General features: G+C 62.4%; 22 protein-coding genes. 15 read left to right on the top strand and 7 right to left on the bottom strand.

Features of this window, described 5'->3' with window-relative positions:
• Positions 1-15: 15 nt before the first annotated feature.
• Both FFV09_RS04700 and FFV09_RS04695 read right to left on the bottom strand, forming a co-directional pair.
• On the bottom strand, positions 16-1,134 hold the full coding sequence (locus FFV09_RS04700) for a DNA-3-methyladenine glycosylase 2 (RefSeq protein WP_141446604.1): 1,119 nt from the start codon (positions 1,132-1,134) through the stop codon (positions 16-18).
• Positions 1,131-1,805, bottom strand: coding sequence for a bifunctional transcriptional activator/DNA repair enzyme AdaA (locus FFV09_RS04695; RefSeq protein WP_212635465.1), 675 nt, complete (start codon positions 1,803-1,805; stop codon positions 1,131-1,133). The genes FFV09_RS04700 and FFV09_RS04695 overlap by 4 nt, the downstream gene beginning before the upstream one ends.
• Positions 1,806-2,054: 249 nt before the next feature.
• Here FFV09_RS04695 and FFV09_RS04690 point away from each other — a divergent pair, with 249 nt between their 5' ends.
• Both FFV09_RS04690 and FFV09_RS04685 read left to right on the top strand, forming a co-directional pair.
• Positions 2,055-3,182 (top strand): NAD(P)/FAD-dependent oxidoreductase, encoded by a 1,128-nt coding sequence (locus FFV09_RS04690; RefSeq protein WP_141446602.1) that lies wholly within the window; start codon positions 2,055-2,057, stop codon positions 3,180-3,182.
• The gene (locus FFV09_RS04685; RefSeq protein WP_141446601.1) at positions 3,176-4,852 is read left to right on the top strand and encodes a nucleoside recognition domain-containing protein; all 1,677 of its coding nucleotides are present in this window, start codon (positions 3,176-3,178) and stop codon (positions 4,850-4,852) included. The genes FFV09_RS04690 and FFV09_RS04685 overlap by 7 nt, the downstream gene beginning before the upstream one ends.
• 224 nt (positions 4,853-5,076) lie before the next feature.
• On the opposite strand, the gene folE2 is transcribed toward FFV09_RS04685, so the two are convergent.
• Both folE2 and FFV09_RS04675 read right to left on the bottom strand, forming a co-directional pair.
• Positions 5,077-5,988: a GTP cyclohydrolase FolE2 gene (gene folE2, locus FFV09_RS04680; protein ID WP_141446600.1), complete on the bottom strand. Its 912-nt coding sequence runs from the start codon at positions 5,986-5,988 to the stop codon at positions 5,077-5,079.
• A gap of 163 nt (positions 5,989-6,151) precedes the next feature.
• Positions 6,152-7,636 (bottom strand): N-acetylmuramoyl-L-alanine amidase family protein, encoded by a 1,485-nt coding sequence (locus tag FFV09_RS04675; RefSeq protein WP_141446599.1) that lies wholly within the window; start codon positions 7,634-7,636, stop codon positions 6,152-6,154.
• A gap of 273 nt (positions 7,637-7,909) precedes the next feature.
• On the opposite strand from FFV09_RS04675, the gene FFV09_RS04670 reads away from it, so the two are divergent.
• The 8 genes from FFV09_RS04670 to FFV09_RS04635 all read left to right on the top strand — a co-directional run bounded on the left by FFV09_RS04670 (position 7,910) and on the right by FFV09_RS04635 (position 15,047).
• Entirely contained in the window at positions 7,910-8,245 is a 336-nt protein-coding gene (locus FFV09_RS04670) for a DUF3024 domain-containing protein (RefSeq protein ID WP_141446598.1), read from the top strand.
• A complete protein-coding gene (nikB, locus tag FFV09_RS04665) occupies positions 8,242-9,195 on the top strand; it encodes a nickel ABC transporter permease (RefSeq protein WP_246098472.1) in 954 nt (317 codons plus the stop codon). The genes FFV09_RS04670 and nikB overlap by 4 nt, the downstream gene beginning before the upstream one ends.
• 79 nt (positions 9,196-9,274) lie before the next feature.
• Positions 9,275-10,129 carry a nickel transporter permease gene (gene nikC, locus FFV09_RS04660; RefSeq protein ID WP_141446597.1) on the top strand — a complete coding sequence of 285 codons (855 nt, stop codon included), beginning with the start codon at positions 9,275-9,277 and terminating at the stop codon, positions 10,127-10,129.
• Positions 10,130-10,220: 91 nt separating this feature from the next.
• Positions 10,221-11,036: an ABC transporter ATP-binding protein gene (locus tag FFV09_RS04655; RefSeq protein ID WP_246098471.1), complete on the top strand. Its 816-nt coding sequence runs from the start codon at positions 10,221-10,223 to the stop codon at positions 11,034-11,036.
• A 13-nt stretch (positions 11,037-11,049) separates the two neighbouring features.
• Complete coding sequence (locus FFV09_RS04650) at positions 11,050-11,856, top strand: ABC transporter ATP-binding protein (RefSeq protein ID WP_141446595.1); 807 nt, start codon at positions 11,050-11,052, stop codon at positions 11,854-11,856.
• 72 nt (positions 11,857-11,928) lie between these two features.
• Complete coding sequence (locus FFV09_RS04645; RefSeq protein ID WP_246098470.1) at positions 11,929-13,563, top strand: nickel ABC transporter substrate-binding protein; 1,635 nt, start codon at positions 11,929-11,931, stop codon at positions 13,561-13,563.
• The gene (locus tag FFV09_RS04640; RefSeq protein ID WP_141446594.1) at positions 13,560-14,327 is read left to right on the top strand and encodes a class I SAM-dependent methyltransferase; all 768 of its coding nucleotides are present in this window, start codon (positions 13,560-13,562) and stop codon (positions 14,325-14,327) included. Before FFV09_RS04645 ends, FFV09_RS04640 begins: the two co-directional genes overlap by 4 nt.
• A 276-nt stretch (positions 14,328-14,603) precedes the next feature.
• Positions 14,604-15,047 carry a PRD domain-containing protein gene (locus FFV09_RS04635; protein ID WP_141446593.1) on the top strand — a complete coding sequence of 148 codons (444 nt, stop codon included), beginning with the start codon at positions 14,604-14,606 and terminating at the stop codon, positions 15,045-15,047.
• Here the strand turns inward: FFV09_RS04635 and FFV09_RS04630 are convergent, their stop codons facing one another.
• Positions 15,048-15,995, bottom strand: coding sequence for an AraC family transcriptional regulator (locus tag FFV09_RS04630; RefSeq protein ID WP_141446592.1), 948 nt, complete (start codon positions 15,993-15,995; stop codon positions 15,048-15,050).
• 238 nt (positions 15,996-16,233) lie between these two features.
• Here FFV09_RS04630 and FFV09_RS04625 point away from each other — a divergent pair, with 238 nt between their 5' ends.
• A complete protein-coding gene (locus FFV09_RS04625) occupies positions 16,234-16,509 on the top strand; it encodes an Atu4866 domain-containing protein (protein ID WP_141446591.1) in 276 nt (91 codons plus the stop codon).
• Positions 16,510-16,524: 15 nt separating this feature from the next.
• On the top strand, positions 16,525-17,277 hold the full coding sequence (locus FFV09_RS04620; protein ID WP_141446590.1) for an SDR family oxidoreductase: 753 nt from the start codon (positions 16,525-16,527) through the stop codon (positions 17,275-17,277).
• Positions 17,278-17,340: 63 nt separating this feature from the next.
• Here the strand turns inward: FFV09_RS04620 and FFV09_RS04615 are convergent, their stop codons facing one another.
• Positions 17,341-19,122, bottom strand: coding sequence for a methyl-accepting chemotaxis protein (locus tag FFV09_RS04615; RefSeq protein WP_246098469.1), 1,782 nt, complete (start codon positions 19,120-19,122; stop codon positions 17,341-17,343).
• 321 nt (positions 19,123-19,443) lie between these two features.
• On the opposite strand from FFV09_RS04615, the gene FFV09_RS04610 reads away from it, so the two are divergent.
• A complete protein-coding gene (locus tag FFV09_RS04610; protein WP_141446589.1) occupies positions 19,444-20,172 on the top strand; it encodes a stalk domain-containing protein in 729 nt (242 codons plus the stop codon).
• 61 nt (positions 20,173-20,233) lie between these two features.
• On the opposite strand, the gene FFV09_RS04605 is transcribed toward FFV09_RS04610, so the two are convergent.
• Positions 20,234-21,049 carry a hypothetical protein gene (locus FFV09_RS04605; protein WP_141446588.1) on the bottom strand — a complete coding sequence of 272 codons (816 nt, stop codon included), beginning with the start codon at positions 21,047-21,049 and terminating at the stop codon, positions 20,234-20,236.
• A gap of 467 nt (positions 21,050-21,516) precedes the next feature.
• Here FFV09_RS04605 and FFV09_RS04600 point away from each other — a divergent pair, with 467 nt between their 5' ends.
• Positions 21,517-22,155: a hypothetical protein gene (locus FFV09_RS04600; RefSeq protein WP_141446587.1), complete on the top strand. Its 639-nt coding sequence runs from the start codon at positions 21,517-21,519 to the stop codon at positions 22,153-22,155.
• 129 nt (positions 22,156-22,284) lie between these two features.
• A complete protein-coding gene (locus tag FFV09_RS04595; protein WP_141446586.1) occupies positions 22,285-23,043 on the top strand; it encodes an exodeoxyribonuclease III in 759 nt (252 codons plus the stop codon).
• The last annotated feature ends 90 nt before the right edge of the window (positions 23,044-23,133 follow it).

Here is a 23,133-nt window from a genome sequence, read left to right as displayed (position 1 = left end):
GGACGAACAGCCTCCTTACGAAATGGGATGTGACAAGGAATCGGGAATGGGATTCGGAATCTGGTCTGGCGCGGGTGTCAGCAGCGACTGCCACAAATAAAAAGTCGCGTACGCTTCATGGCCGCGCCACGGGGCGGCCGCGGCGGCGATCTCCGCCGGCAGCGGCCTGCGGCTCAGGCCGAGCCCGCGCTTCAGCGCCTGGTGCAGCCCGGCGTCTCCCGCCGGGAACGCCGAAGCTCGGCGCAGCGTTTTCATGCCGACGTAGTCCGCCGTCCAGGCGCCGACGCCGCGAATACGAAGCAGCGCTTCGCGCGCTTCGGCTTCGCCCAGAGCCAGCAGTCCGCTTTTGGACAGATCGCCGGCTTCGATCAGTCGGGCGGCGCCGATGACGTATTCGGCTTTGCGGACCGAGAACTGCATCGGACGCAGGTCGTCCGGGCTCAGCGCCGCGATCGCGGCCGGCTTCGGGAACAGGCAGAACGGTTCGTCCGGTTTGCCCGCTTCGTCCGTTATGTCCGCACCGGGCAGCGCTTCGCCGTACGCTTCGACCAAGCGCTTCTTCAGCCGATAAGCGAATGTCAGGTTGATCTGCTGGCCGATGATCGCCCAGACCAGCGCTTCGAACAGGTCGGGCAGGCCGATCAGCCTCAATCCCCGATGCGCGGAGACGACCGGAGACAGCAGCGGATCGCGCCGGGCCATGGCGTAGAACGGCTCAAGGTCGTCGCCGAGCCCGAACTTGTCGCGGACGTAAGCGGCGGCGGCTTGGCGCAGCCCGGGCGCGGGACGTCCGTGCGGAAAAGCAACGACAAGCCGCTGCTCCGCGGCAGGTTCGGTCCCCGCTCCCGAAGCCGCTTCGTATGCTGCTTCCGCCGCCGGCGGCCCGCTTGCGCAGCCGATCTCCAGCAGCACGGCGCTGCCGTTCCATTCGAACGGCTGGACCAATCGGCCGTCCGAAATCCGGTGCATGACCTCAAGGTCCGATCGGCCCAGATAAGCGAGGCATTCCTGCCAGTCAAACGGGCCGTATACGGGCAGTTCGAGCGTTCCGGCCGCAGAACGGTCCGTGGAAACGGGCGCATACGTGTTCACCAGACTGACCGCGGCAGCGGACCCGGATGCGCGCCGCGTCATGGCGCGTCCGCCCCGGGCGCACTTGTTCTCGGCATGTCCGCTCTCGGCATGTCCGCCCTCGGCGTATCCACTCCGGGCGCGTCCGCGGCTGCGGTTCTCTGCCGGCCGCCCGCAGCCGGGGCGCGCGGCGCTTCGCGAAGCACCGGCCGGTCTTCCAGCCGGTATTGGCCGGGCGAGCACTGCCGCAGCCGGCGAAAAGCGCGGTAGAAATTGGACGGCGTATGGAAGCCGGAGGCGTACCCGACTTCCAGATTCGACAGGGTGCTGTGCTTCAGCAGGTAGGCGGCGCGGTCTACGCGAACTTTTTCCAGATAGGTGCGCGGCGTCTCCCCGGTCTCCTGCTTGAACAGCCGTTCGAAGTAATAGACGCTCAATCCGACATGGTCGGCCACGTCTTTGAGAATCAGGTTTTCCCGGTAACGGGCAACGATAAACGTCCGCGCCCGGAGCACGACGTCGTTCCACGGCGATCGCTCCACTTCCGGCTGGCATCGCTTGCACGGACGGTAGCCGGCCGCTTCGGATTCGGGCAGGCTGCGGTAAAAGTCCACGTTCCGCTTCTTGGGCTTGCGCGATCGGCAGGAAGGGCGGCAGTAGATGCCGGTCGTCTTCACCGCCGTGAAGAACAGCCCGTCATAGCGCGCGTCGCAGGCCAGTATTTTTTCCCACATTTCCTCGAAAGACAGCGAGATGACTTGTTCCAACGTAGACCCTCCTTTTTCCGCGGTCGGCAGCCGCTTTCGAACCGGTTCTGCTCTTATTGTACCAGCCCTTGCGCCGAAAGGACCTCCTTATTATTGCTCTCATGCTCCCCGGAATAGGTACGGCGGCGGACAGGAGAGTTTGACAGAATCGGGGGAAAAACGTATGCTCTTTTTAATCGTAATAATTACTATTAAAAAAAGTTCGGGGTGGAGAGCATGGAAGTTTTCGATTGTATCGTGGTAGGCGCTGGAGCGGCGGGGATCGGCATAGGCTGCGTGCTTAGGGATTTGAATATCGAACGGTTCGTCATTTTGGACCGAAGCGAGATCGGGGCCTCGTTTCGCTGCTGGCCGGCGGAAATGCGGATGATCACGCCTTCTTTTACCGGCAATGCGTACGGGATACTGGATCTTAATTCGGTGTCGCTCAAGACGTCTCCGGCGTATACGCTCGGGACCGAGCATCCTTCGGGTCCGCAGTACGCGGATTATCTCGAAGCGTTGGCCGCGTACAAGCAGCTGCCGGTGCGTACCGGCGTCGACGTGCGGCAGGTGCGTCCGCTCGAAGGCGGGGGATTCGACGTGGAGACGGACGGCGGAGTGCTGCGCAGCCGTCACGTGATCTGGGCGGCGGGCGAATTTCAATATCCGCACACGGCCGGTTTTCCGGGCGCGGAACACGCGATCCACAGCAGCCTGGTCCGCGAGTGGGCGCAGCTGCCGGGCGACGAATTCGTGATCGTGGGCGGCTACGAGAGTGGGGCAGACGCGGCGATCCATCTGGCGCGCAGCGGCCGGAAGGTCACGATCATCGACCGGAGCGGCCGCTGGACGGAAAAAGGGAGCAGCGATCCGAGCCTGACGCTGTCCCCGTTCACCAAAGACCGGCTTCGGCAGGTCGAAGACGGCCGAATCAGACTGTTGGCCGGCCATGAGGTCCATTGGATCGAACGCAAGGAAGAAGGCGGCTACCTAATCTACAGCGAGACGGCCGAAGGGGAAAGCCATTTTCTGACGACCGAACAGCCGCCGATTCTTGCGACCGGATTCGCCGGCAGCCTGCGCACGGTCGAAGCGCTGTTCGAGCACGAACCGGACGGCCGCGTTCGCCTGAGCGAGCACGACGAATCGACCCGTGTACCGGGGCTGTTTCTGGCGGGGCCGAGCGTGGCGCACGGAGGATTGATCTTCTGTTTTATCTACAAATTCCGTCAGCGCTTCGCCGTGGTCGCAAGTCAGATCGCCGAACGTCTCGGCGTCGACCTCGCGCCGCTCGAACCATACCGCCGCGAAGGGATGATGCTGACCGATCTGTCCTGCTGCGGGGAGGATTGCACATGCTGAGTCGGCATCTCCGACCCACCGCTGCTCGCCGGTCGGTCGCTCTGATCGGCTTCGAATCGGCCGGCAAATCGGCGTTGTTTCGCGGGTTGACGGGGAACGATACCGGCGAGGAAGCGAACTTTCGCGGTTCGACGGTACAAGCCCGCCGGGCTGCGCTCGGCTTCGATCACGAACTGGTCGACCTGCCCGGGCTCAAAAGCGGAGACGACAGCCGGACGACGCGGGAAGCGGTGGCGGAACTTGGCGCGGCCGACAAAGTCGTGCTCGTCGTGCGCGGCACCCATTCGGCGCTCGAACTGCTTCTGCTGCTCGAAGCCGTGCCGCTCGGGCAGCGCCCGGCGATGCTCGTGCTGACTTTTGCCGACAAAGTGTCCGGCAGCGCGCACGAATTGGAGCGGCATTACGCCGGAACGCTCGGCATTCCGGTCCATGCCGTCGATGCCCGCACGCTGGCGCCGGACCTGAAGCAGCGGCTGCTGCGCTCGCTAGAAGAAGCCGCGCCTGTGCGGCGGCAGCCGGCCTGCGTCGTACCGCCGCCCGGCGCCGCGCCGGCCGATGCGCCTGCGCCCAAAGCAATCGGCTTCGATTCGCCGCATTTGGGTGCGCCGCTTGCCGGGCTTGCGGCGCTGCTGCTGTTCGCGGTGCCGGTGCTGCTCGCGTACCTGCTGTCGACGAGCCTGCAGCCGCTCCTTGAGCGCTTCGCGATCGATCCGGTCAAGAGCGGTCTGGCCGGCCTGCCGCCGCTGCTCGAAGCGGCTGCGGCCGGCGATTACGGGGTGCTGACGCTCGGGCTGTATTCTTTTTTGTGGGCGTTTCCCGTCGTGCTGCTGCTCGGCATCAGCCTGGCGCTCACCGAAGAGAGCGGCCTCAAAGACCGCATCACCGACGCGCTCGATCCGTGGATGCGCCGGATCGGGCTCAGCGGCCGGGACCTGATCCCGGTCTTGTCGGGGTTCGGCTGCAACGTGGTCGCCGTATTCCAGAGCCGCGCGTGCGGGTCCTGCACGCGCAAATCGTGCGTATCGCTGATCGCGTTCGGCTCCGCATGCAGCTACCAGATCGGCGCTTCGCTGTCGATCTTCGGTTCCGCGGGCCGTCCGTGGCTGTTCCTGCCGTATATCGCGCTGCTCGCCGGAGCCGGCGCGCTGCATACGCGAATCTGGAACCGCGGCGCGGCGGGCGTGCCCGAGCCGGGGTATGCGCCGCGGACTTTTTTGCAGCGTCCGGGTCTGCGCGCCGTCAGCTGGCGGGTACGCGCCGTCGTCAAGCAGTTTGCGCTGCAGGCGATGCCGATCTTTATCGGCATCTGCGCCGCGGCCGCCCTGCTCCAGTGGAGCGGGGCGATGAACATGCTGTCGCGCTGGGCGGCGCCTCTGCTGGGGCTGCTGAACCTGCCGGCCGAAGCGGCGGGCGGCGTCTTGTTCTCGATCTTGCGCAAAGACGGGCTGCTTGTACTCAATCAGGGCGAAGGCCGCTTCATTGGAGAGATGAGCGCGGGACAGACGTTCGTCCTCGTCTATCTGGCGTCGACGCTGACCGCCTGCCTCGTGACGCTGTGGACGGTGCGCCGCGAATTGGGCTGGGCGTTCGCGGGATCGCTCGCCGGCAAGCAGGCGGCGACGTCGCTGGCCACGACGGCGGTGCTGGCGCTGCTGGTCGCCCGGATCTAAACGGATCACCCGGCCCTAAAGGGGTCACCCACATCTAATCTGACTGTTCATACCTAACCTGGTCGCTCATACCTAACCTGACCTCCCAGACCTAACCTTGTCGCATGGCATGGCCAAAGAAGCAGCCGGATTCATCCGGCTGCTTCTTTGGCGCGAGGAGATGCCGCGCACAGAGGTTCAAGCACACTTTCGCTGCCCGGGACGCGGCTTCACGTTCGCGGGTCTTACGGTTTGGCGCAGCGGATTCGCGCCACCGCGTCATGCTGATGGATCGATTCTTCGTTGCGGCATTCTACCGTAAACTGCCGGATAAAAGGGCATTCCGCAAGGTCTGCCGCCGTCAGCCGGGCCAGATCTTCGACGAAGCGCGGATTTTCGTACGCGCGCTCGGTGACCGCTTTTTCGTCCGTCCGTTTGAGTACGGGATGCAGGGAGGCGCTGGCGTTCGACTCGGCCGCGTTCAGCAGCACTTCGCACCAGTTCAAGTCCAGCTGCGCCGGTTCCACTTCGGCCCGAATCCGCACGGTGCCGCGCTGGTTGTGGGCGCTGTATTCGCTGATTTCTTTGGAGCAGGGGCACAGCGTCGTGACGGACACCGTAAGGCCCACATTCAGCCGAAACGCCGGCGTCTCGTCTTCCCTGTAGACCGCTTCCACGAACAGATCGGAATGAGCGAGGCCGATTCGGCCGGAAGCCGGAGCGGCGCGTTCGTAGAACCACGGGAATTCCAGCGTGACGTCCGCTCCGCTCTGGTCCATCGAACGGGCCAGGTCGCGGACGAAGATCTGCAGCGTCTCCGGCCGGGATACGAAATCGATGTCCCGGTAAGCGTTCAGCTGTTCGGTCAGGCGGCTCATATTGATGCCTTTGCTGCTCCGGTCGAGCGTGGTCGTCAGTTCCAGCGCGGCAATCGAAGTCTGGTGATAGGGAGGCAGCGGAGAACGCAGCGCAATCGGGTGTTTGACCGCCGTCACGCCGACCTGCTGAATTTCGAACAAATAGTCGTCGCGGCGATTTTGCAGATCGGTCATGTCTTCTTTCCGGGTCGCTTTGCGGCCCGGAACAGCGTCCGTGGAGCCGAAGCGGCGATGCCGTTCGGACTTGGAAGGCCAACTGGAAGGCAAAAAGGCTGTCATAAAAAGTCTCCCGTCTGTACGGATATAATCCGGATGATCTTATAAATAGTAATGATTACGCATAAAAAGTCAACCAGAATCGACAAAAAAGCGGAAGCCCGCGCAGGGGCTTCCGCTTTTTCCAAGCTATTGGATTTGCCGATCCGGTGACCGTCTGCGCCGCTCAGTTCAGGCCCAGATACTCTTTGAGCCCGGCGACGATCGCTTCCGCGACTTTTTGCTGGAAGTCTTCCTGCACCATCAGTTTCTCTTCCTCGCTGTTGGTCAGGAAACCGATCTCCAACAGCGCGGCCGGCATGTTCGTTTTGCGGATGACGACGTAATTGGCCTGCTTGGAACCGCGGTCCCGGAAGCCTGTCGCCGCCTGGACATGCCGTTGGATCGTGTCCGACAGCAGTTTGCTGCGCGCGGAGTCGGCGTAGAACGTCTCGGTCCCGACGGCGCTCGGCGATGCCGCATTGCCGTGAATCGACAGGAACACATCCGCGCCGGCGTCGTTGGCAATCTTGGCCCGTCCGTCCAGCGGGATGAACGTATCGTCGCTGCGGGTCATGATCAGGTCGATCCGCGGGTCCTGCTTGAGCAGGGCCGCGACTTTGAGCCCGACTTCGAGTACCATATGCTTTTCTTTGACGCCGGTGATGCCGATACCGCCCGAATCCTGATCGCCGTGTCCGGGATCGATCACGACGACTTTTTTGCCGTTGGTGCCGATCGGAGGCGCGGCGCCGCCGTCGTTCAGATCGACGATGACGAGGCTGCCCTGCGTGTACAGGTTGTAGCCGACAGCCCGGTTGAGGTCGAGTACGACGCGCACGGTCGAAGGATTGTCGCTGTAGAGCGAGTAGCGTACCTGCTTGACGGCCGAAGAATTTCCGATCGGCAGCGTCGCCACCTGACCGAGCTTCAGCGGGCCGTTCTGGAGCAGGCCGCTGCCGAAATAACTGCCCGGCAGGTCGACCACGATGCGGTCCGGACCGGACAGCACGGTGCTTGTCGGCGTCACGGCCGAAGCGGCGGAGATCGTCAGGCGGTTATCGCTGAAGCTGATACCGTCGATCGAAGCGAGAGACGCCGGCGCCGGATCGACCGCAGGCTGCGCAGGCACGGCCGGCACGAAGGGAGGAGCGCTCGGCACAGCCGGAGAGGTCGGAGGAGCGGCCGGTACCGGCGGGGTCGACGGACGCTCAAGCTGCGTCTCCAGATAGACCGTCTGGCTGGCCTGTTCCCATTTGACGCCAAGACCCAACTGCGAGCCGACGAACCGCAGCGGCACGTAGGTCGTGTCGGCCTGCACGAACGGGGCCTGCTGCAGGGCGACGTCGCCGCCGCCCGAACTTGCGGTCAGGCTGCCGAGCGTGAGCACGAGCGGGGACACGGCGCTGCCGATCGTGATCCGGCCGGCCGCCTTGTTCCAGTTCACGTCGTAACCGAGCTGCTGCGAGACGACGCGGATCGGGACCATCGTCGTCCCTTTGACGACGAGCGGCTGGGCTCCGTCGATCGCCCGGCCGTCCAGCACGATACTCGTGCCGGCTCCGGCGGCCGCGGCGGACGGATACGTGCCCGGCAGAATCAAGGCGAACAGCAGTGCGACGGCCAGAAAGGCGGCAGCCGTCTTTTTCCATGCGTGTTTTCCAAATTTCATTCTCACTTCTCCTTTGTGTCTGGTCGAGAGGAATCGGACGACTGTTTCAAGGATACGGACGCATGCGGAAGACGAAAAGTTTCTTTAGGGCAAAAAACGTTGCTTTATACAAAAATAAAGCATATGCCCGCCGAATTCAACACTTTTTACGTTTGACAGAATGGTTGCAAAGCCGTATATTCTGATTAATCGTAATAATTACTATTAAATCGCGGGGCATTCGAACGATCCGGTTCGGGCCTGCCGATCCGAAGGAAAGAGGAGAGAAGCTTGATGGATACCTGGACAGCGAAACGGCTCGAAGCGCTGCTGCGCGGCTATATTTCGGAGAAGATTCCGCCGAGCATGCGAACGGCCGTCCGAATCGTGTACCGATTGGAAGCAGACCGCGTCACGCTGACGGAAGAACGCCCCGAATCGCCGCGCGAAGGCTGGACCGGCAAAGACCTGGCCCAGTTCCGCCTGGAACGGGGAGCCTGGAGCGTGTACGCCAAACAGGGCGAGGGCCCCGAAGAATGGGTCGCCGCCCGCTCGATCGAACCGAGAATGGATTTCGAAGATCAGCTGGAGCAGTTCGAACTGGACCGTGAAGGTCTGTTCTGGAAGTGAACAGAGTCGGTCTTCGCTTCACGCTGCACCGGGCGCTGGCCCGGGCGGGTCATCTGGGCTTTGCCCTGCTCGGCGTATCCGTCATTACGTTCGCCCTGATGCATCTCGCGCCGGGCGATCCGGCGGAGATCATGCTGCGGGCGGACGGCATCCAACCTACGCGGGCCGCGGTCGAAGCGCTGCGGGCATCGCTCGGGCTCGATGCGCCGCTCCCGTTGCAGTACGCGCATTGGCTCGGCCGCATCGTGACGCTCGATTTCGGCGTTTCGCTGATGACTGGGCGCCCGGTGCTGGGCGAACTGCTCGGCCGGCTGCCGGCCACGGCTTGGCTGGCCGTATGCGCGCTGCTGTCGGCCGCGCTGCTGGCCGTGCCGCTCGGCGTCGCTTCGGCGCTGCGTCCGAACCGGCTGCCGGACCGGATCGGCCGCGCCGTCTCGCTGGCCAGCGTCTCGATGCCGTCGTATTGGCTCGGCCTGCTGCTCCTGCTGTACGGGGCCGTGAAGTTGGACTGGTTCCCGGTCGCGGGCATGCAAGGCCCGTTCAGCGTCGCGCTGCCGGCGTTCACGCTCGGCTTCGGCATGGCGGGCCTCTACGTCCGCCTGATTCGGACCGGCCTGCTGGACGTGCTGCGCCAGCCGTATATCCGGGCGGCAAGGGCTCGCGGCCTGAGCGCCGGATCGATCGTCGCGGTGCACGCGCTGCGCAGCGCGGTGCTGCCGAGCCTGACGCTGCTCGGCCTGCAGATCGGCAGCCTGCTCGGCGGTTCGGTCATCGTGGAGACGGTGTTCGCGTGGCCCGGCATCGGCAAGTTCGCGGTGGAAGCGATCTACGCCAAAGACTACGTCGTGATTCAGGGCTACGTGCTGCTGACCGCGCTTACGGTCATGCTGGTCAACCGGCTCGTCGATGCGGGCTGCCGGCTGCTCGACCCGAGAATGCGGCGGGGCTGAGCGCAAGCGCGGCAGACCGGGAAGCAGATCCGCAAAACGCACAGGAACAGGCAGCATGAACGGAGGTTGGGAGACCGGAATGGACAGAAGTCAACGCAGGCCGATCGAAGCGGGAGAATCCGCCGGGCCGCCTGCTTCAAAATGGGCCTCAAAAGCGCCGGTCTGGGCGGGAGCGGCAATCGTGCTGCTCGTGCTCGGAGCCGGCGCGTTCGCGCCGCTGCTTGCGCCGAACGATCCGCTGGCGGTGGAGATGGGCGCGCGGCTGGCTGATCCGTCCTGGCGGTATCCGCTCGGGACGGATCATCTGGGCCGCTGCGTCTTGTCGCGCCTGCTCTACGGGACGCGGCTGTCGCTGTTCCACGCGCTGCTCGTCCTGGCCGCGGTATTTGCCGTCAGTATCCCGGTCGGCCTGCTGGCCGGCTACGCGGGCGGCCGGACCGACCGCTTCATCATGCGGATCATCGACGTACTGCTCGCTTTTCCAAGCCTGATTCTCTCGCTCGCGGTCGCCGCGATGCTCGGTCCGGGGGCGCTGCATCTGCTGCTGGCGTTCGCCGCGGTGTGGTGGGCCGGATATGCGAGAATCATCCGGGGACTGGTGCTTCAGCTCAAGCAGCGCGACTATATCACGGCGGCCCGCGCGGCCGGTTCGTCGCAGGGTCGGATCGTCTTCGATCATATTTTGCGCAATGCGGCCAGGCCGATCGGGGTGCTGGCTTCGATGGAGCTCGGCACGATCCTGCTGTCGCTGGCCGGATTGTCGTTTCTCGGGCTTGGGGCGCAGCCGCCGACGCCGGAATGGGGCGTCATGCTGGGCGACAGCCGTCCGTACATGCAGACGGTGCCGGAATTGATGCTGTATCCGGGCCTTGCGATCGCTTTGTCCGTGCTGGGGTTCAACCTGCTGGCGGAAGGGCTGCGGCGGCCGGATTGAAAACGGAGTCGAATGCAGCAGACGCAGCTTGAATGACAAAGACGGCGCTTGAATGGCAAAGACGGCGCTTGAACGAAAAAGGAGGGTGGACGTGAACCGATTATCGGTCGAAACGGAGTCGCAGGCGCTTCCGCTGCTGGAGATCCGCAGCCTGACGACGACTTTCCCGGGAGAACACCGGACGTTTGCGGCGGTGAACGACGTCAGTTTGACCGTGAGAGCGGGCCGGGTGACGGCGCTTGTCGGCGAGAGCGGCAGCGGCAAGAGTGCAACGGCGCTGTCCGTGATGGGCTTAATCGACGCGCCGGGGCGGATCGAAGCCGGAGAGATCCGGCTCGGCGGAATCGATCTGCGCGGCCTGTCGAAGAAATCGCTGCAAGCCAGCCGGGGCCGGGAGATGGCGATGATTTTTCAAGACCCGGTCCAGGCGCTCAACCCGGTTATTCCGATCGGGCGCCAATTAACCGAGACGATCCGGCGCCACCGGTCCAACGTGAAGCGGGCGGAAGCGCGCCGGATCGCGATCGAGCAGCTGCGGCGCGCCGGGCTGGACGACGCCGAGAGGCTCATGTCGGCGTACGCGTTCGAGCTGAGCGGCGGCATGTGCCAGCGGATCATGATCGCGCTGGCGCTCGTGTCCGGCGCGAAGCTGCTGATCGCCGACGAACCGACGACGGCGCTCGATGTCAGCGTGCAGGCGTTCATTCTGCGCGAGCTTGACCGGGTGCGGCGGGAAGACAACGTCGGCATTCTGCTCATCACCCATGATCTCGGCGTGGTCGCCGAACTGGCGGACGATCTGTACGTCATGCGTGCCGGCCGCATCGTCGAGTACGGGGAAGCGGCCGAGGTGTTCGACAATCCCCGGCATGTGTACACGCAGGAACTGCTGGACAGCCGGTTATGAGGAGCGTTTGGCGATGAATGTGCTCGAAGCGGTCGAATTGACCAAAGTGTATGAAAAAAGAAACGGCTGGAACCGCGGCGGAGCGCGCTTGAACGCGCCGCCCGCGGTCAGCGGCCTGTCGCTCGAACTGCGGCAGGGAGAGACGCTGGCGCTCGTCGGCGAGAGCGGCTGCGGCAAAAGCACGCTGGCCCGCATGCTGCTGAAGCTGGAGCCGCCGACCGCGGGCCGTATCCGGTATCGGGGAACCGATATTACGGATTGGAATTTTCGGCAGATGCGCGAAGTGCGCAGCCGGATGCAGCCGGTGTTCCAGAACAGCCTCGCTTCGTTCGATCCGGCCTTTACGGTGGAGAAGATCGTGGGCGAGCCGCTTCGCGGCGCCCGATTGGAACGCGCAGCGGTTGTCAGCCGGATCGCCGAGACGCTGGAGTCGGTCGGTCTGGGGTCGGAGTATCTGCGCCGCTATCCGTCCGAACTTAGCGGCGGCCAGCAGCAGCGGGTCGGCATTGCAAGGGCGATCGCGTGCGAGCCGGAGATTCTTGTTCTGGACGAACCGTTCTCCAGCCTCGATTACAGCCTGCGCAAGCAGGCGATGCGGCTGCTGGACGGGTTGAAGCAGCGGCTCGGCTTGTCCTATTTGTTTATCACGCACGATCTGTCGGCCGTCGGCACGTTTTGCGACCGGGTCTCGGTCATGCGCCGGGGAGAGATCGTCGAACAGTGCCCGGCCGCGGAATTGCAGCGCGGCGAGCGTCATCCGTACACCCGCATGCTGCTGGATTCGATTCCGGTGTCGCACCCCGCATTGAGGAACAGATAAGAGGACCCAAGGCCCAAGGCGTCGGATACATTCTTTTACATAGAAGCAAACAGAGAAGAGGGAGTTGGAATCATGCATAAATCGAAAGTGTGGCAAAAAGGAATGACGGGCGTGATCCTGGCTGCGGCGCTGCTTGCGGGCTGCTCGAACGGAGGCGGATCGCCGGCGACTTCGGCGGCCGGGAGCGATTCCGCCAAGCAAGAAGAGAAAAGGATCACGGTGGCCGTCTCGGGCGACGTCGGGCTGGACCGGATGGACGCGGGCGCGTACGACGGGTCGATGAACGTGCATGCGATGATCTACGACGGGCTGGTCCAGTACGGCGCGCAGGGCGCGATCGAACCGGCACTCGCGGAATCGTGGGATATTTCGCCGGACGGCAAAGCGTACACGTTCCATCTGCGCCGGGGCGTGAAATTTTCCGACGGTTCGGCCTTCAACGCGGACGCGGTGAAGTTCTCGTTCGAGCGCTGGATTCACGATCCGTCCAATTCGCTGTCCGTCGCTTCGGCGCTGACGTCGCTTGAGACGCCGGACGAACATACGGTGAAGATGACGTTCGACCGGGCCTACTACCCGATCCTCACCGAGCTGACGTTCGCGCGTCCGGTGCGCATTCTGAGTCCGAACGCCGTCGAGCCGGCGGGCGATATCAAGGGCAAGTTCGTCAAGCCGATCGGAACCGGAGCCTGGATGGCCGACAGTTACAAAACGGATCAGGAAGCGGTGCTGGTCCGCAATCGCAATTACTGGGGCGAACAGCCGAAGTTGTCCCAAATCAAGCTCCAGGTCATTCCCGATCCGCAGTCGCGCGTGCTCGCGCTGCAAAACGGCAGCGTCGATCTCGCCGGCGGGCAGCTGGGCCGCCTGCCGCTCGAAAGCCTGCCCGTGATCGAAGGCGACGATAAGCTGGATCTGCTCAAGTCGGCGGGCACCAGCTCGCATTTCATCGTCTACAACGGGAAAAACGAGCACTTGCAGCAGTTGAACGTGCGCAAAGCGATCAATCTGGCGATCGACAAAAAAAGCGTCGTCGACGACCTGATGGGCGGCGTCGGCAGCGAAGCGCGCGGCTTGTTCCCGCCGACGGTGCCTTACGTGACGGAGAAGAACAGCCGCGGCTACGGCTTCGACCCGGAAGAAGCGAAGCGCCTGCTCCGCGAAGCGGGCTACAAGGACAGCGACGAAGACGGAACGCTCGACCGCGGCGGCGTGCCGCTCAAGCTGAACTTCGTGCTGCAGCAGGCCGATTTCCCGGAATGGAAACCGATGGCCGAGCTGATTCAGGCCGAGCTGCAGCAGATCGGGATCGCGGCCGAGCTGCAGGTGCTGGAGCCGAACGCGTATTACGACGCGCTGTGGACGACCAAAGCGTACGACATGATCATCTACCGGACGTACGACGACGCGTACAATCCGCACTCGTTCCTGTCTTCGCTGTTCCATTCGACGAAGGAAGCGCCGGCGGTCGCCTGGTCGGACGAGCGCTTGGAGCAGCAGATCGACGCGGCTCTCGCTTCGACGGACGAAAGCGCGCGGCAGACCGCGTACGACGACATTTTCGCAAGACTGGACGAACAGGCGATGTATGCGGCCGTTTATTTCCCGGATGACCTGTTCGCCGTCAACAAAAGGGTGCAGCATGCGGAAGCCGGCCACACGACATTCGAACCGATCTTGTGGAACCGATTGGACGTGACCGAATGAGCAAGCTGCAGGCGATCTCGAACTATTGGACGTCCGGCGCCGACGGCTACGACAAAGTGATCCATACGCAGTTCAAAAGCCGCCGGGAAGTCGCATTTTGGCAAAAAAGATTGCAGGAAGGGTTGGGCGATCGCCCGGCCCAGCAGGTGCTCGACGTCGGAACCGGACCGGGATTTTTCTCTATCCTGCTGTCCCGGCTCGGCCACCATCCCCAAGCGGTCGACGCTTCGCCGGGCATGGTGGAGCGGGCGAAGCGCAACGTGGCGGAGTTCGGGTTCCCCGACGTTCCGGTATCGCTCGCGGACGCGGCCGATTTGTCAGCCGTTCCGTCCGGCAGCTTCGACGCGGTCGTCTGCCGGGATGTCGTCTGGACGCTGCCCGATCCGTACCGCGCTTACGCGGAATGGTATCGGGTGCTGAAGCCCGGCGGCAGGCTGATCGTGTTCGACGGCAACTATTTGTACGAAGAAGACCATTCGCTGCCGGCCCGCGTGCGCTACGGGTTCTCCTGGCTGCTCATTCTGGCGACGGAGCGCCGTCTGCGCAAACGCGAAAGCCGCAAACGCACCGTGCTGAGCGATCTGCCGTTCGTGCAGGTGCTGCGCCCGGAAGAAGACGAGCGCGCGCTCGCGCAGGCCGGGTTTGCGGCAGTTACGCTTCGCCGCGATCATCTGTCCGCGAAGGAGCTGCCGCTGCACCATCTGAAATACGGCTTCCAAAAAGGCGTCCGGTTCATGATCGTGGCGACCAAGTCCGAGGCTTAGCCGGTTCCGCCCGTTCGGACCGTTTCGACCGACGGAGCGGTTACCGTAGACGCCGTGAGCGTGGTGATCGCGGTGATCGCGGTAGAAGCAAGGCCCTTATTCGTCAAAAGCGGCAGTCCCGTTCAATCGGGGCTGCCGCTTTTTTGCATCGATTTTGAACCTGTTTCGGACTTGCTTCGGACTTGATTCGAAAAAAAGCGGTTGACCTGAAATCGATGACACATATTAAGCTTGACCCATAGAGAACGGACAGACCCCAATAAGGAGGGAAAAACGATGAAAATCACACAAATCATTAACGAACATACGGTCATTGCGCAGGAAGAGCGCAGCGGGGAAGCGTCGTACTGGATCAAACGCCCTGAAGCAAGCGAAGAAGGGCGCCTGCTGTTCGCGGTGCTCGAACATGCTTTCGAGACGATCGAGCGGCGCTTCGGCATCGGAGCGGCCGACGTGTCGGTGCTGACGTACCGGCGCTTCGCGGAACATCTGCGCACTTCGGTGCGCCGCGCCCTGCGCGCGGAGACGCGCGCTTCGGCTACGGACGGAACGCTCGGCGGGCTGATCCGCCGGCATATGCCGGACTGTTACGCCTGCGCCGGCGAGATTCGCGCGGATCTGGAACGCCGCTGCCATGCCCGGCTGCCCGAGGACGAACTGCTCGATTTGATGCTGCATGTGCATAAAGTGGTCTCAAGCTCGGCGCAGCGTCACGCCTGATCAGGTGCTGCGGCTCTCAAGCGCAGCTTGCGCCGGCAGCGAACGAAGCCGGCGGACATCGCTCAGAGGCGGCAGGCCGAACAAGCGCACGTATTCCCGGTTGAACTGCGACGGACTTTCGTATCCTACGCGAAAAGCCGCTTCGGCGGCCTGAACCGGTTCGGACAGCAGCATTTTGCGGGCTTCCTGCAGGCGAATGCGTTTCTGGAATTGGAGGGGGCTCATGGCCGTGACTTCACGGAAATACCGATGCAGCGAAGAAGGGCTCATGCCGGCGAATCCGGCCAGCTCCCCGATCCGCAGCGGCTCGGCGTAGGCCTGCCGGATTCGGCGGATGACTTCGGCAATGGCCGCGGCACGTCCGGCGCCCGGCAGCATCTGCCGCAAAGCATGGTTTTGTTCATCGTGCAGGGCGCGGTACAGGATTTCGCGCGCGGCCATCGGGGCGAGGACGTTCAGGTCGTGCGGCGTCTCCAGCAGCCGAAGCAGCCGTACGAACGCGTCCAGCATATCCGTTCCCGCGCGGCTTACGCACAGTCCGCGCCCTGCGGACGTATACGAACCCCGCTCCGCGGGTTTGGCCGGCATCAGATCGGCTACCTGCTGCGGATCAATATGCAGTTGGGCGGCCAGGTAAGGCTGTTCGGGCGAAGCTTCGGCGACCTGGCCGGAGATCGGCAGGCCGACCGACACGGCGAAATAGTCCGACGGACCGTAGCCGTACGTTTCTTCGCCGAGCATGACCCATTTGCGCCCCTGGGCAACGAGGCAGATCGAAGGCTCGTAGACCGTATGCAGCGGAGCTGTCTTTTCCGAGCCCCGAATGATCGACAGCGCGGGGAAGCCGGTGGCATGGATGCCGTCGCTGTTGGAGAATCGGGCAATCAGCCGGGCAAGTTCGTCCAGAGCTGCCCGGGTGCGGGCAGCGTCGGAAATCGAAGTGTTCATGAAGCAGCCTCCTCGTGATCGAACAGAAAATGAACAGTAAACAGACCGGAACCGGGTATCGGAAGCCGGTCTTTTTGCTGCGCCAAGCGGCATTCCGGACTCAGGTTCATTATAGAATGCTTTTCGGAAGTTATAAAAGCTTTTGCGCGGAACAGGCAATTTTTTGCGCCGATCGTTCTACCTCCCGAAGAGGCCGGGCCCGCATAATGAGAAGGAATTCGAAGGGAGGGCGACAGCCATGCATCAAAGCCGGATCAAGCCAGAGGTGCCTGAGCCCCTGCATGATGTCGGGATGTGGGTCACGGAAGACGGCCGCATCCGTCAGGAACTTCTACCAAACGGGAGATACGACGAAGCGCGGGGCAGCCGCCGGAGTGCCTATACGGGGAGCTACCGCATTCAAGGCAGCCGAATCGTTTATGTGGACGACAGCGGGTTTACCGCGGACGGAGAGTTTCGGGAAGACGTTTTATATCATGCCGGCATGATTTTTTATCGACAAAAGCAGAACTGAAAGGGGAAATCATTCATGAAAACTGTACAAAATCAGCAGGTAGAAGGAAAAGTTGTTCTGATTACGGGGGCAAGCAGCGGGATCGGCGAATCGACGGCACGTTTGCTGGCCGCAAACGGAGCCAAAGTCGTGCTCGGAGCCCGACGCGAGGAACGTCTGCAAGCGCTGGCGGCGGAAATTCGCGCCGAAGGCGGGTCTGTCGAATATCGCAAACTTGACGTCACGCAGAGTGAAGACATGGAAGGCTTCGTGCGCTTTGCGGAAGAAAAGTTCGGCCGGATCGACGTGATCGTCAACAATGCCGGCGTTATGCCGCTATCCAATCTCGAGGAAGGCAAAATCGAAGAGTGGAACCGCATGATCGACGTCAATATTCGCGGCGTGCTGCATGGCATCGCGGCCGCGCTGCCTGTCATGCGCCGTCAGGGAGGCGGACATTTTGTCAATATCGCTTCGATCGGCGCTTATGAAGTTACGCCCACCGCTTCGGTCTACTGCGCCACCAAATATGCGGTGCGTGCGATCTCCGAAGGTCTTCGGATGGAGACGCGGCGCGAGATCCGGGTCACGCTCGTCTCTCCGGGCGTGACCGAATCGGAGCTTGCGGACAGCATCTCCGACGAACAGGCCCGCGCAGCCATGCGGGAATACCGCCGAATCGCGCTGCCCGCGCAGGCGATTGCCGAAGCGATCCGGTACGCGATCTCGCAGCCGGCGGGCGTGGACGTAAACGAATTGGTCGTACGGCCGAGCAAGGATGCCGTCTGACCGCGCGACAAAAAAGAGAAAGCCCCGATGCCTACAGGCGTCGGGGCTTCCTCTATAAGATGCTTAAGCCGTACGTTCCTGTGTCCGTTCGGCCGAATCGACCGATCGGGTCCGGAATTGTCCCGCCGCCGATTGCAGATTGTTCGACAGCTCGGCGAGCTGCTGTGCGATTCCGCTCAGTTCTTCGGCGGAACGCTGCTGCTCGTCGGCGCTGGCCGACACTTCTTCGCTCATGGCCGACGTCTGCTCGGTAGCTGCGGCGATATCGTTCATATGCTGCTCGACTTCGCGGCGCGCTTCCTGCATGCTGGTCGTCCGCTCGTCGAGCCGGCCCGCCAAATGTTCGACCTGGCCGGAAATTTTCAGCACTTCTCCGAACGTCTCCAGACAGCCGGAAATTTGCGCTTCCTGTTCCTGCGCGCTTACTCGGTTCGTCTCGAAATGCTTGTTCATGCGTCCGACCTGCTCGACGAAAGACGACAGGATCTTTTCGATCTCCAGAATGGAGTCTTTGGACTGGCTGGCCAGATTGCCCATTTCGCCGGCGACGACAGCGAAGCCTTTGCCGGCTTCGCCGGCCCGGGAAGCTTCGATAGTCGCGTTGAGCGACAGAATCTGGGTCTGCTTGACGATATTGTTCAGCTGTCCGCTGATCGAAGAAGCCAGTCTGGACTTCTCGTCGAGCTCGCGCGACATGGCGGTCAGGTCGGCCGTCCGCCGCGAGTTGTCGCGGCTCTTCGCCAGCAGCGCTTCATGCTCTCGGCTGACTTCGCCCTGCACCGAGCCGAGATGTTCGGACATGTCCGTGAACTCCCGGACATAAGAGCCGACTTCGTCGATCATGCCGCCGAGCCGGTCTGTCAGCAGGGAAGCTTGTTCCGTCTGCTCGGCCTGCTGCGTCGACCCGGCAGCGATCTCGCGAATCGCCCGCGTCAATTCTTCGGCCTGCATACGGTTCGTGCCCGAAGAAGCTTCGACGTGGCCCGCCGATTGCACGAGCGTCTGCGAGCCCTGCTTGATCTGTTCGATCATGCCCGCTACCCGCGAAGTCATATGCTCGGTCAACGTGGCGATATCGCCGAGCTGGTCTGCGGTAATGCGGGGCACCGAGATATCCAGATTGCCTTCGGCCGCTTGTTCCAGACCGCGCTTGATGCCGGATACCTGCTTGAGCAGGCGGTTGACGACCAGCAGCATGATCAGCATGGAGAGCAGCAGCACGCCCGCGAATACGGGAATGATGACGCGATAAGCGTCGGCCAGCGTGATCGACGTGACCTCGGCCAGCGTATTCGCCGAGACGTCGACCCCGAGATACCCGATCGCTTTGCCGTCGGCATCGAAGATCGGGGTGAACGAGGAGAACAGACTGCCGAACAGCTCGTTGTGTACGACAGCGGTATTGGCCGTTTGGCCGGCCAGCAACGGTCCCCCGACGTCCGCGTCGAATACGACTTCCGAGCCGAGCGGCGAATAATTCTCGTCGTCCCAATCGGCGCCGTCTACCGTATAAATCCAGCCCGCGTCCGTTTTGTTCATCATATACACGTAGAGAACGCCCGACTGCTTGCGCAGATTGGCGAGCTCTTCCCGGAGCGTGCGGTAGGCTTCGTTGTCTTCGCCCTTTTCGTAAATGGTTTGAATCGCTGCCGATTGCGTGCCCAGCCAGGCGGCCGTATTCTCGGCGAGCCGCTGCGTATCTTTTTGCATGGTAGCCAGCGCCGCCTGTTCGACTGCGGAGCGGCTCATTGCGACAATAAGAATTCCGATAACCAGAAGCGGCACCAGAATAATCAGGTAAAGCTTGCCGCGGAGCCCGAATATTTTGCGTTTGTTCGTGTTCAAGATCGATCCACCTCCCGAATGTTCGTCAGACTCTTTATTATCGTCGAAAAATGTCGCAATTTGAATAGAAGCCTGTAAACGGATAACGGCAGACGGAGCGCCGCAGAGCGGTTCTCGGATCTTCAAAGGGCGGAAGAGAGTCCACTGGTAGGCTGCCGACTCTGCCGCATTGTTTACTTCCCGGATACAATTCATTGGCTTTTTCGAGATATTCCTTCGGTATAGTGAACACATCGAGAGCAGCAAGTTCATCATTCATCGACACGGTCCGGAGGCGGAGACAAGCGCTCCGCAGGACTGCAACCCGGGAGGACCCTTCATATGAATACGAAAAAATGGATCGCAGCAGCAATGGTAGCCGGCATGACCCTTTCCGCTTCGGCAGGCGCATACGCCGCCGCGAATATCGAAACGATCAAAGCCCAACTCAATCACGGCCTCGGCTTCGTCGTGAACGGCCAGACTTACGCACCCAAGGACGCTTCGGGCAACAGCCTCGATCCTATCGTGTATCGCGATACGACATATTTGCCGGTTCGGGCTCTCGGCGAAGCGCTGAACGTGCCGGTCACGTACGATGCGTCTGCGCAAAAAGTCGTGATCGGCAAGTCCGGCAGCGGTTCGGGTCCGGTCGTCAAGCCGGATCCGCAAGCATCGGCCGGTCTCGTGAACGTCACGTATACGGCCGAGCAGAAGCAGGCGGCCAAAAAAGCGTTCGCGGCGTTCGACGGCTTCACAACGCCGTACGCGCCGATGCAGGCTGTCAAAGGCGACGTCTTCCGCAGCGTGGCGGCCGGCGGCGACTCCGTGACGTATGTGTTCGACAAGATGAAAGTGTCGATCGCGCCGCGCGACGATTCGTTCGGCTACGACTTGACGCCGGTCACGCTGTCCAACGGCGTCAAAGGGAACTGGTACAAGCCTGCCGGAACGGATATGCTGACGTTCCCGCTGGGCGATCGCTTCGTGACGATCTTCTCCGAAAAGGGTACGCTGAGCAAAGCCCAGATCCAGCAGGCTGCCGTGCACGTGGCGAAAGCTTCGTTCTAAATCAAGCTCAATCAAGCACGCAGCACGCCCCGGATCACCGCTCCCGATGTTCTCGCCCGAATCATAAAGGAAGCTTCGCCGCCGCGATCCGGATCGCGGCGGCGATTTGTTTTTCCCAGCCGAGGATGCGCTGCTGGGAAGCGTGAATCCGGCCGAGCTGGTCGTACATCAGCGTCAACTCCGCCGCCGCGGTCATGGCGCTGCCCTGCTTGACGGCGGAGCGATACCGTTTGTAGGCGGCTGCCCGCGTCTTGTTAAAAGCGGCGATCGACTTGTTCTCGGCCGTCACCTGCTTCTTGCACGCGGCGGCAGGCGCAAGCGCGTCCCTGACAAGTTTGGCTTTGGCCGCGGCCTGCTTCTTGGCGGCAGCCAACTCCTGCTGGGCCGTCTGGATCTCCAGCCGGGCGGTCTGCACGGAAGGTTTGAGGTTGTTGCGCTTCAGGTCGAGCAGGTCGATCCGCTTTTTGTTTTTGCTTTTGCGGGCTTCGGCGGCCTGCCGGCCCAGTTCGCGGTACTGTTCGAGCAGCGGGGCATGTCTGGACTTGAGCGCGGCGATCCGGGCTTGCAGCCGGTCGGCGTCGGATCGGCCGATTCGCCGGATCGCGTCGTGGACGATCTTAAGCCGGCTTGCGCTGTCTTTGCGCAGCGATTGGATCTCCATTTTCTCCAGCTTGTTGACGGTCTCAAGCGCCGTATACCCGTCGTAGGCCGTATCGAGAGCGGACAATGCCGCAGCCCAGGCGGTGTCGGGGCTTGAAGCGAAGGCGCGTTCGGGCGGCGCGGCAAGCGCAAGCAGCAGCAGGCCGAGCACAAGCAGCGGGGCGAACAGACGGACGGGCAGGCGGCATTCGAAACGGGCGGACAGACGAACGAACATGGGCAATCAGCTCCTCGTATAGGCGGATTAAACAGGCGAAAACGCAAAAAAAGCACCCTGCGGAAAGGTTCAAAAACCTTGTCCGCAGGGTGCTTCCCCGCGCCGTTTATCCTGATTTGCGTTCACTATATCATGGCCCCGGGAGCTGCGTCAATCGCTTGCGGAACGCTTGTTCGATCGATTTTGCCTGTTTCGCCCCGCGTCCAAAACCGGTACAATCAGGGCGTTGGGTAAAAAGGCAGAGGAACAGGCGGGGAGGGATCGGGATCGAGCGAAACGGAAACGGAAACGGACAATCGGAACGTAACGGGCAGGGCCAACATAACGAAAATGAAAAGCATAACGGGCAGGCGAAACATAACGGGCAGGCGAAGCGCGGCGGGCAGGGCAGCGGATCGGACGGACCTCGCGCGGGCGAAGCACCGCATTCTTCTCCGGGCAGCGGGCGGACGGCTGCGTCCGCCGGAATGCGGATCTGCGCGGCCGCTTCGGTGATTCTGGCCGCGGCCGCCGTCTGTTGCGGGCTGCGGCAGCTGTGGATGCCGGCGTGTGTGTTGGCGGCGATCGCCGCTTTGACGGCCGGCGCGGCGCTGCTGCCGCGCAAGTCCGCCGAGGAAGCGGCCGCGGGCGCCGAGGCGTCCGGGGACAGCGAGTGGCTGCTGCCCGACGAGCTGTTGGACGACTGGATTTCCGGCGGGCGTATCCGCGAAGCGCTGATCGCGGCCAGCGGAAGAAGGCAGCCCGATCCGGGCGAGCTGTCGGGCTATTCGTATTGTACCGGGTTTCAAATCGTGCTCAAGCACGAAGACGACGGTCTTCGCTATACGAAGACGTCGCCTTTTCGGCGCATGGAAGACCGGGATCTGCTGGACGAGATTTTGCGGCGCTTCCATACGGCGGGCATCCCGGTGTTGGTGACGGATCTCAATCTCGGCGCCGTGAGCCCGGCGGAATTCGCCGGGCTCTACGACGGACTGCCGAAAAGGCCGTACGACTGGGAGCCGTTCGAGCCCGGCCTGCGTATGGCGGAATCGGCGTTTGTGCAGCCGTACCGGCCGACCGGATCGCCGGCGCGAGGCGCGGGGTCTTCCGGCGGCGGACGCTGATCGCGCCGTTCTTCGCAGCGTGCCTGGCGCCGCGCCCGAATCCCATGGGAGCGGAAATGTGGTACACTGGCTGTCGGAGGCGGGAAGGATCCGCCCGACAGCTTATTGCCGGTTAAGGAGACATGCACCGTGAAATTGATTTCCTGGAACGTTAACGGCCTGCGGGCCGCAGTCACCAAAGGGTTCAACGAATATTTCGAACGGCAGGATGCCGACATTTTCTGCGTGCAGGAGACGAAGCTGCAGGAAGGGCAGATCCGGATTGAGCCTACCCGCGAGTATCATCAATATTGGAATTACGCGGTCAAGAAAGGGTATTCCGGCACGGCGGTATTCACCAAAGTCCGTCCGCTGTCCGTCCGGTACGGAATGGAGAGTGATTCGGAAGACGAAGGCCGGATCCTGACGCTGGAATACGATTCCTTTTACCTCGTGAACGTCTATACGCCGAACGCCAAGCGCGATCTGACCCGTCTGCCGTACCGGCTGGAATGGGAAGACCGCTTCCGCGATTACGTGACACGGCTGGACGCCGCCAAGCCGGTCATCGTCTGCGGCGATCTCAACGTGGCGCACCAGGAGATCGACCTGAAGAACGCCCGCCCGAATATCGGCAACTCCGGCTTTACGGACGAAGAACGCGGCAAAATGACCGAGCTGCTGGACGCCGGTTTCATCGACACGTTCCGGTACTTTTACCCGGACCGCGCAGGCGCCTACAGCTGGTGGTCTTATATGATGAAGGTACGCGAGCGCAACATCGGCTGGCGCATCGATTATTTCCTCGTGTCCGAGCGCCTGGCGCCGAGACTGACCGACGCGCGTATCGACTCCGAGAGGCTCGGAAGCGATCATTGCCCGGTCGTGTTGGAGATGGCGTCCGTTTGACGATTTCTTTAATAAAAACGACCTTTTTGCAAATTTACTTTAAAAAAAAGCGATTTTATTGTAAGATCCCCTTAGGATAAAACGATCAGG

The sequence above is a fragment of the Saccharibacillus brassicae genome, from assembly GCF_006542275.1.
GTDB classification, from domain to species: Bacteria; Bacillota; Bacilli; order Paenibacillales; family Paenibacillaceae; genus Saccharibacillus; species Saccharibacillus brassicae.
This window is presented reverse-complemented; position numbering and strand designations above follow the sequence as displayed.